16 protein-coding genes and 6 tRNA genes are annotated in these 12,997 nt (G+C 40.1%); all 22 read left to right on the top strand.

The window, feature by feature from the left end; translation table 11 throughout:
• Positions 1–207 precede the first annotated feature (207 nt).
• The 22 genes from FFF34_016900 (at position 208) to FFF34_016795 (ending at position 12,899) form a co-directional block, all read left to right on the top strand.
• Positions 208–281: transfer RNA gene (locus tag FFF34_016900), tRNA-Gln, on the top strand.
• 143 nt (positions 282–424) lie between these two features.
• Positions 425–1,369: a ribose-phosphate pyrophosphokinase gene (locus FFF34_016895; GenBank protein TSD63278.1), complete on the top strand. Its 945-nt coding sequence runs from the start codon at positions 425–427 to the stop codon at positions 1,367–1,369.
• Between the two features lie 57 nt (positions 1,370–1,426).
• The gene (locus FFF34_016890) at positions 1,427–2,005 is read left to right on the top strand and encodes a 50S ribosomal protein L25/general stress protein Ctc (GenBank protein TSD63277.1); all 579 of its coding nucleotides are present in this window, start codon (positions 1,427–1,429) and stop codon (positions 2,003–2,005) included.
• 167 nt (positions 2,006–2,172) lie between these two features.
• On the top strand, positions 2,173–2,733 hold the full coding sequence (locus tag FFF34_016885; protein ID TSD63276.1) for an aminoacyl-tRNA hydrolase: 561 nt from the start codon (positions 2,173–2,175) through the stop codon (positions 2,731–2,733).
• Between the two features lie 13 nt (positions 2,734–2,746).
• The gene (locus tag FFF34_016880; GenBank protein TSD63275.1) at positions 2,747–3,091 is read left to right on the top strand and encodes a Spx/MgsR family RNA polymerase-binding regulatory protein; all 345 of its coding nucleotides are present in this window, start codon (positions 2,747–2,749) and stop codon (positions 3,089–3,091) included.
• A gap of 93 nt (positions 3,092–3,184) precedes the next feature.
• Positions 3,185–5,137 (top strand): M1 family metallopeptidase, encoded by a 1,953-nt coding sequence (locus FFF34_016875; protein ID TSD63274.1) that lies wholly within the window; start codon positions 3,185–3,187, stop codon positions 5,135–5,137.
• Between the two features lie 100 nt (positions 5,138–5,237).
• Positions 5,238–5,921: a carboxypeptidase-like regulatory domain-containing protein gene (locus FFF34_016870; protein ID TSD63273.1), complete on the top strand. Its 684-nt coding sequence runs from the start codon at positions 5,238–5,240 to the stop codon at positions 5,919–5,921.
• A 104-nt stretch (positions 5,922–6,025) separates the two neighbouring features.
• Positions 6,026–6,217 (top strand): 30S ribosomal protein S21, encoded by a 192-nt coding sequence (locus FFF34_016865; protein ID TSD63272.1) that lies wholly within the window; start codon positions 6,026–6,028, stop codon positions 6,215–6,217.
• A 90-nt stretch (positions 6,218–6,307) separates the two neighbouring features.
• Positions 6,308–7,228 carry a tyrosine-type recombinase/integrase gene (locus FFF34_016860; protein ID TSD63271.1) on the top strand — a complete coding sequence of 307 codons (921 nt, stop codon included), beginning with the start codon at positions 6,308–6,310 and terminating at the stop codon, positions 7,226–7,228.
• 12 nt (positions 7,229–7,240) lie between these two features.
• Positions 7,241–7,588, top strand: coding sequence for a ribosome-associated translation inhibitor RaiA (gene raiA / locus FFF34_016855; GenBank protein TSD63270.1), 348 nt, complete (start codon positions 7,241–7,243; stop codon positions 7,586–7,588).
• 244 nt (positions 7,589–7,832) lie between these two features.
• A tRNA-Thr gene (locus FFF34_016850) sits at positions 7,833–7,905 on the top strand.
• Positions 7,906–7,971: 66 nt separating this feature from the next.
• Positions 7,972–8,055 (top strand) — tRNA-Tyr (locus FFF34_016845).
• A 77-nt stretch (positions 8,056–8,132) separates the two neighbouring features.
• A tRNA-Gly gene (locus tag FFF34_016840) sits at positions 8,133–8,205 on the top strand.
• 96 nt (positions 8,206–8,301) lie between these two features.
• Positions 8,302–8,373 (top strand) — tRNA-Thr (locus FFF34_016835).
• Positions 8,374–8,437: 64 nt separating this feature from the next.
• Entirely contained in the window at positions 8,438–9,625 is a 1,188-nt protein-coding gene (gene tuf, locus FFF34_016830; GenBank protein ID TSD63269.1) for an elongation factor Tu, read from the top strand.
• Between the two features lie 126 nt (positions 9,626–9,751).
• Positions 9,752–9,822, top strand: a tRNA-Trp gene (locus FFF34_016825).
• A 22-nt stretch (positions 9,823–9,844) separates the two neighbouring features.
• Positions 9,845–10,039: a preprotein translocase subunit SecE gene (gene secE, locus FFF34_016820; GenBank protein TSD63268.1), complete on the top strand. Its 195-nt coding sequence runs from the start codon at positions 9,845–9,847 to the stop codon at positions 10,037–10,039.
• Between the two features lie 10 nt (positions 10,040–10,049).
• Positions 10,050–10,592 (top strand): transcription termination/antitermination factor NusG, encoded by a 543-nt coding sequence (gene nusG / locus FFF34_016815; GenBank protein ID TSD63267.1) that lies wholly within the window; start codon positions 10,050–10,052, stop codon positions 10,590–10,592.
• Between the two features lie 177 nt (positions 10,593–10,769).
• A complete protein-coding gene (gene rplK / locus FFF34_016810) occupies positions 10,770–11,210 on the top strand; it encodes a 50S ribosomal protein L11 (protein TSD63266.1) in 441 nt (146 codons plus the stop codon).
• A gap of 27 nt (positions 11,211–11,237) precedes the next feature.
• Positions 11,238–11,936: a 50S ribosomal protein L1 gene (locus FFF34_016805; protein ID TSD63265.1), complete on the top strand. Its 699-nt coding sequence runs from the start codon at positions 11,238–11,240 to the stop codon at positions 11,934–11,936.
• Between the two features lie 2 nt (positions 11,937–11,938).
• Positions 11,939–12,457: a 50S ribosomal protein L10 gene (locus tag FFF34_016800; GenBank protein ID TSD63264.1), complete on the top strand. Its 519-nt coding sequence runs from the start codon at positions 11,939–11,941 to the stop codon at positions 12,455–12,457.
• Positions 12,458–12,515: 58 nt separating this feature from the next.
• On the top strand, positions 12,516–12,899 hold the full coding sequence (locus FFF34_016795) for a 50S ribosomal protein L7/L12 (GenBank protein ID TSD63263.1): 384 nt from the start codon (positions 12,516–12,518) through the stop codon (positions 12,897–12,899).
• The last annotated feature ends 98 nt before the right edge of the window (positions 12,900–12,997 follow it).

Genomic DNA, 12,997 nt, shown 5'->3' with positions numbered 1-12,997 from the left:
TTTATACAAGCTTATACGGGTTTACGCAGCCGAAATTAGTAAAAACATTACTATGTTTAAGCGAAATAGCTAATCATTAACACTTTTTAACGCTTGCTTTTGTGTTTTGCACCCCTAAAAATACTTTTTTAAATTTTGCTTTTGAGTTCTGATTTTTCGTCTTATATTTGCATTCCTTTTCGGGGTGGATAACAAACCAAAGGAGATTGCCTGATAGTATAATGGTAGTACGACGGTTTTTGGTACCGTTTGTCTAGGTTCGAATCCTGGTCGGGCAACAAGATGATTTCGGATTTCGGATTTTCAATTTCGGATTTAGGTCTGATGGAAAATGTGAAATCCGAAGTTTTTTATACAGGGTTGATACACTGTTTAATAAGAGAGAAATCGCTGTTAAACATTCGAATTTCGAAATCTAAACAAGATGCCATTACAGTTTAATACAGTTAAGCTATTTGCAGGTTCCGGTTCAACAGAGCTGGCCAAAAACATTGCTTCATCTTATGGTAAAGAGCTTGGCGATATGGCAGTATCTCGTTTTAGCGATGGCGAATTTCAGCCACACTTTAATGAATCTATCCGCGGTTGTGATGTGTTTCTTATTCAATCTACCCACCAACCAACTGACAATTTAATGGAGTTATTAATGATGATTGATGCCGCCCGCCGCGCATCTGCTCATTACATTACTGCCGTTATCCCATATTTTGGTTTGGCAAGGCAAGACAGGAAGGATAAGCCACGTGTAGCCATCGGCTCAAAGCTGGTAGCTAACTTACTGGTTGCGGCAGGTATTCACCGTATCATGACGATGGATTTGCATGCGGCCCAAATACAAGCGTTTTTTGATGTACCTGTAGATCACCTGGATGCATCTATCATATTTGTGCCTTATATAAAAAGTTTAGGTTTACAAGCGCTAACCATTGCATCGCCTGATATGGGCGGTTCGTACAGGGCGCGTAGCTTTGCCAAATATTTTAATGCCGAAGTGGTAATATGCGATAAACGCCGCAAACGCGCCAACGAAATAGAATCGATGACGCTGATAGGTGATGTTACCGACCAGGATATTGTATTAATAGACGACATTTGTGACACGGCAGGTACGCTTGCAAAGGCAGCCAGCTTAATTATGGAGCGTGGCGCACGTAGCGTACGCGCGGTATGTACACACCCGGTGTTATCTGGTAAGGCTTACGAAACTATCGAAAATTCGGCTTTAACCGAGTTGATAGTAACCGATACTATACCATTAAAACACACCAGCCCCAAAATAAGGGTATTATCAACAGCCGATTTGTTTGCAAAAGCAATTATGAATGTGAACGAACACGGATCGATAAGCCAGCTATTTAAGGTAGATTAAAACAGAATAAAAATATCCATGCCGTATTGGTATGGCTTAAGTAAATAAATATAAATAATGAAATCAATTGCTATTAGCGGTTCTCCAAGAGAGAACGTAGGGAAAAGAGACGCTAAAGAACTGCGTTACCAGGGCTTAGTGCCTGCAGTACTTTACGGTGGGCCAACCCAAACCCACTTTGCAGTGTCCGCAGCTGATTTGAGAGCCGTAGTTTACACTCCGGTTGTTCATTTCATCGACATTGAAGTAGCTGGAGTTAAATCACAAGCTATTATTAAGGATATGCAGTTCCACCCATTAACGGAACAAATTATTCACGTAGACTTCTTGTTGTTAGACGAGAAAAAACCTATCACTATCGAGATCCCTGTAAAATTAACAGGTACTTCTCCGGGTGTTAAAGTGGGTGGTAAATTAGTGCAAAAATTACGTAAACTACGTGTTAAAGCATTACCTAAAGATCATTTAGATAACATCGAAGTAAGCATTAGCGAATTAGAAGTAGGTAAATCTGTACGTGTTGCTGATATTAAAGTTGCAAACTTAACTATCACCAATGCACAAGAAGATACTATCGTATCTGTAACTACTTCACGTGCGTTACGCCAGGCAGAACAAGAAGCTGCTAAAAAATAATTTGGAGATTACACCGATTGTTGTGTGATTACACCATTAACAGCGATGAGTTAAACTTATCGCTGTTTTTGTTTTAATTTGCCGGTAAAATAACAGCTATGGGTTTCAAGCCCTATTTTAGTAAGTATTTAAAAAGTAAGCCCGCCGTTGCGCGGAATGTTGGGGGCATGAAATATTTAATTGTTGGTTTAGGAAATATAGGGCCCGAGTATGCCGATACAAGGCATAACATAGGTTTTATGGTTTTAGATGAATTGGCTAAGCAGGAGGGTGCAAAATTTTATAATATGCGCCATGCCTATTATACCGAGATAAATTACAAAAGCCGCACGCTATACTTAATTAAACCAACTACTTACATGAATCTTAGCGGTAAAGCCCTAAACCACTGGATGAAAGAATTAAAAATACCTGTGCAAAATGTACTGGTAGTAGTAGATGACCTTGCTTTGCCATTAGGCACCCTGCGCCTAAAACCCAAAGGCAGCGCTGCGGGGCACAACGGGCTAAAGCATATTGAAGCCACTTTAGGTAACAGCGACTATGCCCGCTTACGTTTTGGCATTAGCGATAATTACCCCAAAGGCCGCCAGGTAGATTATGTACTAAGCGGTTTTGACGATGACGAAAAACCCGAACTGCCTGCATTGATAGACCGAAGTATAGAGATGATAAAAAGCTTTGCTACCATAGGTACCGAACTAACCATGACCAAGTTTAATAAATAATATAAATTTTACTATGAAAGTTTACGGCATAACTAACTGCAACACCGTTAAAAAGGCTTTAGATTGGTTAAAGGCAAATAACGTAGCTTATGAGTTTCAGGATTTTAAAAAGCTGGGTGTAAGCGCCGATAAGCTAAACGAATGGGATGCCAAAGCAGGTTACGAAAAGTTTATGAATAAGCAAGGCCTTACTTATAAACAGCTTGACCCGGCCGTGAGAGAGGGTATTAAAACCAAAGAAGATGCCTTGCAGCTTTTGCAGCAAAAAACCAGTATGATAAAACGCCCGGTGATAGAAAAAGACGGGTTTTTATTTTTTGGCTTTGACGAAGCTGTTTATCAAAAGCATCTTTTATAAAGTAACTACTTAGTTGCAAACCGATAAAAGTATGCTCAATAATTCTATTATTAGTATACTTGTGCCTTGTTTTTACCAAATCATTAACTAATTATGAAATTTAACCTGATTGCCGGTTTTACGCTGGCTGTTATGGCCGTTAGCAGTGTAGCCCAGGCGCAGCAAACGCCGCCTGTATCAAATTATAACTATCACGATGCTTTCGCGCCGTTTTTTTACACCAAAAATGGTTCGGAATACCGCGCTGCAGATGGCGAACCTGGCCCAAAATACTGGCAAAACCGTGCTGATTACACGCTAAACGCCAAACTAAACGATCAAAACAATGAGGTTATAGGTAGCGAAGCCTTAACCTATACCAACAATAGCCCGCAAAAACTGGATTTTTTATGGATGCAGTTAGATCAGAATATATTTAAGTCTGATTCGCGTGGTACTGCTATTATACCTGTTACCGGTAGTCGTAATGGTGGCCGTGGCCAAATGCCCGATGCCGGTTACAAGATAAAATCTGTAAAAGTTGGCGATGTTGCAGTAAAGTTTTTAATAAACGATACCCGAATGCAGGTGTTTTTGCCGCAAGGCGTTAATGCAAATGGCGGCCAGGTAAAATTGAATATCGAGTATTCGTTCATCGTACCCGAGTATGGGTCAGATCGTACCGGTATCCTTAATACCAAAAACGGTAAAATTTATACCGTAGCACAATGGTACCCACGTATGTATGTATATGATGACGTAATGGGTTGGAACGCTTTACCGTATACAGGCCCAAGCGAGTTTTACCTGGAGTATGGCGATTTTGATGTAAGTATTACTGCGCCTGCAAACCATATTGTGGTAGCATCGGGCGAATTACTAAACCCTCAGGATGTATATACCGCTGAGCAGCAAAAACGCTGGGCACTGGCCGAAAAAAGCGATAAAACGGTCATTATCCGTTCGGCAAGCGAGGTTACTGATGCTGCCTCACGCCCTGCGAAAAAAGAATTAACCTGGCATTTCAAAATAAAGAACGCGCGTGATGTGGCCTGGGCTTCGTCAACAGCATTTATTATTGATGCTGCTAAAATGAATTTGCCTAGTGGTAAAAAGTCTACCGCCGTATCCGCCTACCCTGTAGAAAGCGATGGTAACAATGCCTGGGGCCGTTCAACAGAATACGTAAAAAAATCTATTGAGTATAACTCATCAAAATGGTTCGAATACCCTTACCCTGCGGCTACAGCTGTTGCAGGTAATGTAAACGGTATGGAGTATCCTGGTATAGTATTTTGCGGTAGCAGGGCTACAAAGGGCAACCTATGGGGAGTAAATGATCATGAATTTGGCCATACCTGGTTCCCGATGATAGTAGGCTCTAACGAGCGGCTTTATGGCTGGATGGACGAAGGCTTTAATACCTTTATTAATACCCTATCAACAGCCGACTTTAATAACGGCGAATACGCGGGTAAAAAGCAAGATATGCAAAGGGTAGGGGACCTATTAACCAAGCCCGATCTGGAGCCCGTATTTAGCAACCCCGAGAATTTAAAAGAAAGAAACAACGGTATATTACTATACTTTAAACCCGGTATGGGCTTAACCTTACTGCGCGAACAGATATTAGGCCCCGAGCGTTTTGACTTTGCTTTTAAAACTTACATTAACCGTTGGGCATTTAAACACCCAACGCCAGATGACTTTTTCCGTACCATCGAAAACGCGAGCGGTGAAAGCTTACAATGGTTTTGGAGAGGTTGGTTCCAAAATAACTGGCGCCTTGATGTTGGCGTAAGAGACGTTAAATACGTAAGCGGCGACCCATCAAAAGGTGCTTTGATCACTTTAGATAACCTCGAAAAAATGGCCATGCCGGTTATTCTTGAAATAAAAACCAAAAGCGGTAAAACCGAAAGATTGAACCTGCCGGTTGAAATTTGGGAACGTAACAATAGCTTTATTGTTAAATACCCATCGACCGAAGAAATAGAATCGGTTACCTACGATCCTGATAAATCGTTACCTGATTTTAACCCGGACAATAACGTTTGGAAGAAATAATGAAAGCCCGGCCAAAAGCCGGGTTTTTTATTGATTTTAAATGTTAAAATTGAAACCTTAATATTTTACAGCGGTTTAATTAATATGTAGCTTTATAACCATGCAAAAAATATATTTAGTTGTTGCTGCTTTGTTATTAACTGTTGGTAACGCCATGGGGCAAGGTGTTTTAAAAGGCACGGTTTACGAGAATGGCACCAATAAACGCATGAGTGATGTGTTTATACGCGACGAAAATAATAAGCAGGTAACCATTACAGATAAAAACGGGGCTTTTAGCATACGCACTACTACAGGTCATACGCTGATATTCAACTCGCCCGGGTATGTGTCAGATACATTATACTTGATAGATATGATCCCTAAAAGGATATTGCTTAACACACAAACAATAGCACTAAGAGAGGTAAATATCAGCGCTAAACGGATGGATTTTAATCCACAGACCGAATACCCGCAGGTTTATGAAAAAAGTAAGGTTTACGCTTTTTCACCATCTACCTGGTTTAGTAAAGAGGGTAAAGATGCCCGGCGGTTAAAACGATATTTTAGGCGTGATGCAGAAGAACGGCAGATTGATGCCGCGTTCAGCATGTCGTACGTAGGGAGTATTGTGCCCTTGAAAGGGAAGGATCTGGAAAACTTCATGTCGTTATACCGCCCAACTTATGCATTTGTGCGCAGCAACAACCGCGAATCTATGGTGGCTTATATAAACGATAGCTACAAAAAGTTTATGGCGCTGCCTCCCGAGAAGCGGATATACCCATCCCTCACACAATAGCCCGAACGCAGTTATTTAACGTAGAAAGATTTGTAATTAATTGTGTTTTAGAATTAAAAGTATTTTCCTACCTTTGACGTCCCTGAAAGGAGGTATTTGGGATTATGATCATTATCAACGTAAAAGACGGCGAATCATTAGATAAAGCATTGAAACGCTTCAAAAAGAAATTTGAGAAAACTGGAGTATTAAGAGAGCTGCGCAGTCGCCAGGCTTTTGAAAAGAAATCCATAACTCGCAGGCACGAAATTAAACATGCCATCTACAAGCAGAATATGAACCTTGAAACTGTTTAATTCTTTTTCAACAAAAGAATTTTAACATTTTCTTGTCTCTATAAAAAAAACTATTTGTACATTCATTCACTGGGTGTATAAATAGTTTTTATGTTTTTAGACAAGTTCATCAATTATATAAAGTTTGAAAAAAGATACTCCCCCCACACAGTATCTGCCTATCAATCAGACCTTGAACAGTTCATGCTGTTCCTGAACCCGAAAGACAATCTTACCCCAGCATACACTCACCCATCAGAGATAAGCCATCACGATATTCGTGGCTGGATGGTTCACCTGATGGATCAAAAACTCATAGCCCGGTCTGTTAACCGTAAAATAGCCACACTGCGTAAGTACTTTAAGTTTTTATTGCAGGAGGGGGATATCGCCGTTAATCCAACATCGCGCATAATTGCCCCAAAGGTGCCCAAAAACCTACCCGTTGTTGTTGATACCGATAAGCTAACGCGGATGTTAGATAATGGCGAGAGCAATCCTTCGGATGCGGACATATTTACACATGATTTTGCCGGCCTGCGCGATAAACTGGTAATTGAAATGCTGTTTGGCACTGGTATGCGCCTTGCCGAAATTACCGGCTTAAAAGAAAGCGATATAAATTTTTACGAAAACACCATAAAAGTTTTAGGTAAACGTAACAAAGAGAGGATATTACCCCTTAACCACGAGTTAGTGCTACTGTTAAAACGCTACCTGGAGGTAAAGAAAAGTGAAAAATTTCATAACATTTCGGTAACATTACTCGTTACAAATAAAGGTGCCGATGCTTATCCAAAGTTAATATATTTAATAGTGCAAAAATACCTTTCATTCATATCAACCCAAAGCAAAAAAAGCCCGCATGTGCTAAGGCACACATTTGCAACAAGCCTGTTAAATAAGGGTGCCGATTTAAATGCCATAAAAGAACTGCTTGGTCACGCCAACCTTAGTGCCACGCAAATTTACACACACAATTCGGTTGAAAGACTTAAATCTATTTATAAACAAGCCCATCCAAAGGCATAAAAAGGAGGAAAAATGAAAATTACAGTGCAATCTATTCACTTTACCGCAGACAGGAAATTACTGGATTTTATTCAGAAGAAGGTTGATAAGCTGGAAACATTCTACGACCACATTATAAGCGGCGAGGTTTACCTTAAATTGGAAAATGTAGAGGATGAGGCGAACAAAATAGCCGAGATAAAACTGATGCTACCGGGTAACCAAATATTTGCCAAAGAGAAATGTAAGAGCTTTGAAGAGGCAACAGACCTGGTTGTAGAGAGCCTTCGCAAACAAATAGAAAAACATAAAACAAAAAAATCAATTGCTGCCGAAGCTGCTAAAAAAGCCGCCCTTGTAGCAGAAACCGATGATTTTTAGACACATATAGCAGGGTAAACAAAGCCCGGATCGGCAGGTTTTAAACCTGCCGATTTTTTTTGGAAAAAAATTTTGTACAGCCTTAAATTTTTGTAGATTTGCAATCCCTTTCAGAGAGGGGCTTAACGGCCTTCCTTTTATGAAACGGTTGGTTCTTTAAAATAAAAAATAATAGCGCAATATTAATTTGCCGCCATTTACCCAAATACTATTAACAAGTATAAGGTTATGGCTAACAATTTAAGCCTCCTTAGCTCAGCTGGTAGAGCGACTGACTTGTAATCAGTAGGTCATTGGTTCGATCCCGATAGGAGGCTCTGTTTATTTCGGACGAGTAGTGTTTAGCTTCAACTTTGAACATTATTAATCCGAAATCAACAATTGGGGGGATACCAGAGCGGTCAAATGGGGCGGACTGTAAATCCGCTGCTTCGGCTACGAAGGTTCGAATCCTTCTCCCCCCACAAATAGTGTTCAATATGCTAAATTCTAAATTCTAAAAATTGTTTTAGGGTTTAGAGTTTAGTTTTTGGATTTTAAAATTGCGGAAGTAGCTCAGTTGGTAGAGCGATAGCCTTCCAAGCTATAGGTCGCGAGTTCGAACCTCGTCTTCCGCTCGGTTGGTTCAATGGTTGCTTGGTTCATTAGTTCATTTGTACTAAGCAGGTAATACCAATGAACTATTGACGAGTAAACTAATGAACTAAAAACAAGCCGACGTAGCTCAGGGGTAGAGCACTTCCTTGGTAAGGAAGAGGTCATGGGTTCAAATCCCATTGTTGGCTCATTATATAAGTATACATATAATACATTTTAATAAATAAATTAACCTACAAACAAATATAAATCATGGCAAAAGAAAAATTTGACCGCAGTAAACCGCACTTAAACATCGGTACAATCGGTCACGTTGACCACGGTAAAACAACCCTAACCGCAGCTATCACTAAGGTATTAGCTGATAAAGGTTTTTCAGAAGCTCGTTCATTTGATTCAATTGACTCTGCTCCTGAAGAAAAAGAGCGTGGTATTACAATTAATACAGCGCACGTTGAGTATTCAACAAACAACCGTCACTATGCTCACGTTGACTGTCCAGGTCACGCGGATTATGTGAAAAACATGGTTACAGGTGCGGCTCAAATGGACGGTGCAATTATTGTTGTTGCCGCTACTGATGGTCCAATGCCTCAAACTCGTGAGCACATCTTGTTAGCCCGCCAGGTTGGTGTGCCTTCATTAGTTGTGTTTATGAACAAAGTTGACATGGTTGATGATCCAGAATTGTTAGAACTTGTTGAAATGGAAATCCGCGAATTATTATCATTCTACGATTACCCAGGTGATGATATCGCTGTAATTCAAGGTTCGGCATTAGGTGGCCTTAACGGCGAGCCTAAATGGGTTGATAAAATTATGGAGTTGATGGATGCTGTAGATACACAGATCCCTATCCCTCCGCGTTTAACTGATCTTCCTTTCTTGATGCCTGTTGAAGACGTATTCTCGATCACTGGTCGTGGTACTGTTGCAACTGGTCGTATCGAGCGTGGTGTTATTAACTCAGGCGAGCAAGTAGACATCCTTGGTATGGGTGCCGAAAACTTAAAATCAACTGTTACAGGTGTGGAAATGTTCCGCAAGATCCTTGACAGGGGTGAAGCTGGTGATAACGTAGGTTTATTGTTACGTGGTATTGAAAAAACTGATATCCGTCGTGGTATGGTTATTTGCAAACCAGGTTCAGTAACTCCGCACACTGATTTCAAGGCAGAAGTTTACGTATTGTCAAAAGCAGAAGGTGGTCGTCACACACCATTCTTCAACAAATACCGTCCGCAATTCTATTTCCGTACAACTGACGTAACCGGTGAGATTTCATTGGCCGAAGGTGTAGAAATGGTTATGCCAGGTGATAACGTTACCATCACAGTAAAACTGATCAACGCTATCGCTATGGAAAAAGGCTTACGTTTCGCTATCCGTGAAGGTGGCAGAACTGTAGGTGCTGGCCAGGTAACTGAAATTTTAAAATAATTTCGTACCCTTTTAAAGGGTAGCAAAACGGTTAATTTTTGTGTAAAGTACCGTGACTTTTGTCACGGTACTTTATTCACAATAAGTAAATAGTACACAATTTCCGTTTTTTGGAGATAAGTATACACGGGAATAGTTCAATGGTAGAATAGAGGTCTCCAAAACCTTTGATCAGGGTTCGAATCCTTGTTCCCGTGCATAAGCAATAATAAAAATAAGATGGCTGCTGTAACTGAATATATAAAAGAATCATACATCGAGTTGACCCAGAAAGTAACCTGGCCAACATGGCGCGAATTGCAAAGCAGTGCTGTTTTAGTACTGGTAGCTGCAATCATCATCGCGATGGTAATATTTGGTATGGACCAGGTTATTGGTTATTTGCTTAATCAGTTTTATACTTCACTAGCCTAATTATATATAGATGAGTGATCAATTAAAATGGTATGTGGTAAGGGCCATTAGTGGTAAAGAGAAAAAGGTGAAGCAATACGTTGATGCCGAGGTAGCACGTTTAGGCATTGCCCACTTAGTACCACAAGTGTTAATACCTACCGAAAAGTATTATCAAATGCGCGACGGGAAGAAAATTGCGAAAGAACGCAACTACTTTCCGGGGTATGTTTTAATGGAAGCCGCGCTTGATGGTGAATTAGAACACGTTATAAAAAATATAAATAGTGTAATTGGTTTTTTAGGCGACAAGCAAGGAAATGCCATACCACTACGCCAGGCCGAAGTTAACCGTATTTTAGGTAAGGTTGACGAGATGAGCGCACAAGGCGAAACCATGAATGTACCATATTACGTTGGCGAAAACGTTAAAGTAATGGATGGGCCATTTAATGGCTTTAGCGGCGTTATTGAAGAGGTTAACGAAGAGAAAAAGAAACTAAAGGTAATGGTAAAGATATTTGGGCGCCGTACGCCGCTTGAATTGAATTACATGCAAGTAGAGAAAGAATAATTATTGAAGGATTGATTTATTGAATTATTGATTCAACTATCATCCTGCATTAAAAAATATATGGGTTTATAGGCTACGCTGAAATCAATAATTCAGTAATTCAATAAATCAACATTAAAAATAAATGTTACTTAGCTTCCACTTACTAACATTGAGTTATAATTAAAACAAAGTAAAATGGCAAAAGAAGTCGGTGCGATGGTAAAGCTACAGGTGAAGGGCGGCGCTGCAAATCCATCACCACCAATTGGCCCAGCATTGGGTGCAAAAGGGGTGAACATAATGGAATTTTGCAAGCAGTTCAACGCACGTACCCAGGATAAACCTGGTAAAGTGTTACCGGTAGTTATTACTGTTTATGTCGACAAGTCATTCGATTTTATCATTAAAACCCCTCCGGTTGCCATCCAATTATTGGAAGCAACAGGTTTAAAAGGTGGTTCGGCCGAGCCCAACCGTAAAAAAGTTGCCAGTGTAAACTGGGAGCAGGTTGAAGGTATAGCCAAAGATAAAATGACTGATTTGAATGCATTTACAGTAGAATCAGCCATGAAAATGGTGGCAGGTACTGCCCGCAGTATGGGAATAACCGTATCAGGTACGGCTCCCTGGAATTAATTAATTTATACAAATCAGTTTAAGACAGTGGCTAGATTAACAAAAAATCAAAAAGCGGCACTATCCAAGATTGAGGCGAACAAATCGTACTCATTAGAAGCTGCATCAGCTTTGGTAAAGGAATTAACCAATACCAAGTTTGATTCGTCGGTTGATATTGATGTGCGTTTAGGTGTTGACCCGCGTAAAGCCAATCAAATGGTGCGTGGTATTGCAACCTTACCTCATGGAACCGGAAAAACTGTACGTGTATTAGTGCTTTGTACTCCTGATAAGGAACAAGAAGCAAAGGATGCAGGTGCGGATTTTGTAGGTTTGGATGATTATATTGCCAAGATTGAAGGCGGATGGACTGATGTTGATATTATCATAACCATGCCAAGTGTTATGGCTAAAGTAGGACGTTTGGGCCGTATATTGGGTCCGCGTAACTTAATGCCTAACCCTAAATCGGGTACAGTAACTCCAGAAGTTGGAAAAGCTGTAACCGAGGTAAAAGGTGGTAAAATCGATTTCAAGGTTGATAAAACCGGTATCATCCACACCTCAATAGGAAAAGCGTCTTTCACTGCTGATAAAATTTACGAGAATGCTTTAGAAGTATTGCAAACTATCTCTAAATTAAAACCATCAGCAGCAAAAGGAACATATTTTAAGAGTATACACATCTCTTCAACCATGTCGCCGGGAATAACAATTGAAACTAAATCAGTAGCGGGAATTTAATCATGAATAAAGAAGAAAAATACGATCTTGTTCTTGCCCTTACTGAACAAATTAAAGAGTACGGTAATTTTTATATCACCGATACTTCAGATTTAACGGTTGCAAAAGTTAACACGATCCGTCGTCAATGTTTCGAAAATGATATCACCATGCAGGTAGCGAAAAATAGCTTGATTAAAAAAGCTATGGAAGCAGCCGGTGGCGATTTCAGCCCGATGTTTGATGTATTAAAAGGTTCATCATCTATACTTTTCTCAAAATCAGCAACTGCCCCGGCAAAGCTGATCAAGAAATTGAGAAAAACAGGCGACAAACCAGTTTTAAAAGCAGCATACATCGATTCGGCTATATTCGTTGGCGATAACCAGTTAGATACACTTACGAAGTTAAAATCGAAAGAGCAATTAATTGGCGAGATAGTTGGCTTACTGCAATCACCGGCAAAGAACGTTATTTCTGCATTGCAATCAGGCGGAAATATATTGGCAGGTGTTGTAAAAACATTGCAAGAAAGAGGTTAACTAACACCTTAAAGTTAGATTTAAACAAAAAAGTATTAAGTAAAAAATAAAACATAAAATGGCGGATTTAAAAGCGTTTGCTGAACAGTTGGTAAACTTAACAGTAAAAGAAGTAAACGAATTAGCTCAGATATTAAAAGATGAGTATGGCATTGAGCCTGCTGCTGCAGCGGTAGCTGTTTCAGCTGCTCCTGCTGGTGGCGATGATGCTCCTGCAGCTGCTGCAGAGCAAACTGCGTTTGACGTGATCCTGAAAGAAGCAGGTGGTTCAAAATTAGCAGTTGTTAAATTAGTAAAAGACCTTACAGGTTTAGGCTTGAAAGAAGCTAAAGATTTAGTTGACGGTGCACCTAAAGAGGTTAAAACTGGCGTAACTAAAGAAGAAGCTCAATCTTTAAAATCTCAATTAGAGGAAGCCGGAGCAGTAGTTGAGGTTAAATAATTTAACCACACACACAATAGCATCAGACTCCGACCGTTTTTGGTCGGGGTCTATTGCTGTTTATATTACCCCCATCGTTGGTTAGGGTTTAGCAACAG

It is taken from the genome of Inquilinus sp. KBS0705, assembly GCA_005938025.2.
In the GTDB taxonomy this organism is placed as follows: domain Bacteria; phylum Bacteroidota; class Bacteroidia; order Sphingobacteriales; family Sphingobacteriaceae; genus Mucilaginibacter.
This window is presented reverse-complemented; position numbering and strand designations above follow the sequence as displayed.

Coding starts and splice junctions, on each gene's coding strand:
- FFF34_016885 (TSD63276.1), top strand. CDS start 2,173: ATGAAATATTTAATTGTTGGTTTAGGAAATATAGGGCCCGAGTATGCC.
- FFF34_016795 (TSD63263.1), top strand. CDS start 12,516: ATGGCGGATTTAAAAGCGTTTGCTGAACAGTTGGTAAACTTAACAGTA.
- secE (TSD63268.1), top strand. CDS start 9,845: ATGGCTGCTGTAACTGAATATATAAAAGAATCATACATCGAGTTGACC.
- FFF34_016860 (TSD63271.1), top strand. CDS start 6,308: ATGTTTTTAGACAAGTTCATCAATTATATAAAGTTTGAAAAAAGATAC.
- raiA (TSD63270.1), top strand. CDS start 7,241: ATGAAAATTACAGTGCAATCTATTCACTTTACCGCAGACAGGAAATTA.
- FFF34_016800 (TSD63264.1), top strand. CDS start 11,939: ATGAATAAAGAAGAAAAATACGATCTTGTTCTTGCCCTTACTGAACAA.
- FFF34_016890 (TSD63277.1), top strand. CDS start 1,427: ATGAAATCAATTGCTATTAGCGGTTCTCCAAGAGAGAACGTAGGGAAA.
- FFF34_016895 (TSD63278.1), top strand. CDS start 425: ATGCCATTACAGTTTAATACAGTTAAGCTATTTGCAGGTTCCGGTTCA.
- FFF34_016875 (TSD63274.1), top strand. CDS start 3,185: ATGAAATTTAACCTGATTGCCGGTTTTACGCTGGCTGTTATGGCCGTT.
- FFF34_016870 (TSD63273.1), top strand. CDS start 5,238: ATGCAAAAAATATATTTAGTTGTTGCTGCTTTGTTATTAACTGTTGGT.
- nusG (TSD63267.1), top strand. CDS start 10,050: ATGAGTGATCAATTAAAATGGTATGTGGTAAGGGCCATTAGTGGTAAA.
- FFF34_016880 (TSD63275.1), top strand. CDS start 2,747: ATGAAAGTTTACGGCATAACTAACTGCAACACCGTTAAAAAGGCTTTA.
- tuf (TSD63269.1), top strand. CDS start 8,438: ATGGCAAAAGAAAAATTTGACCGCAGTAAACCGCACTTAAACATCGGT.
- rplK (TSD63266.1), top strand. CDS start 10,770: ATGGCAAAAGAAGTCGGTGCGATGGTAAAGCTACAGGTGAAGGGCGGC.
- FFF34_016865 (TSD63272.1), top strand. CDS start 6,026: ATGATCATTATCAACGTAAAAGACGGCGAATCATTAGATAAAGCATTG.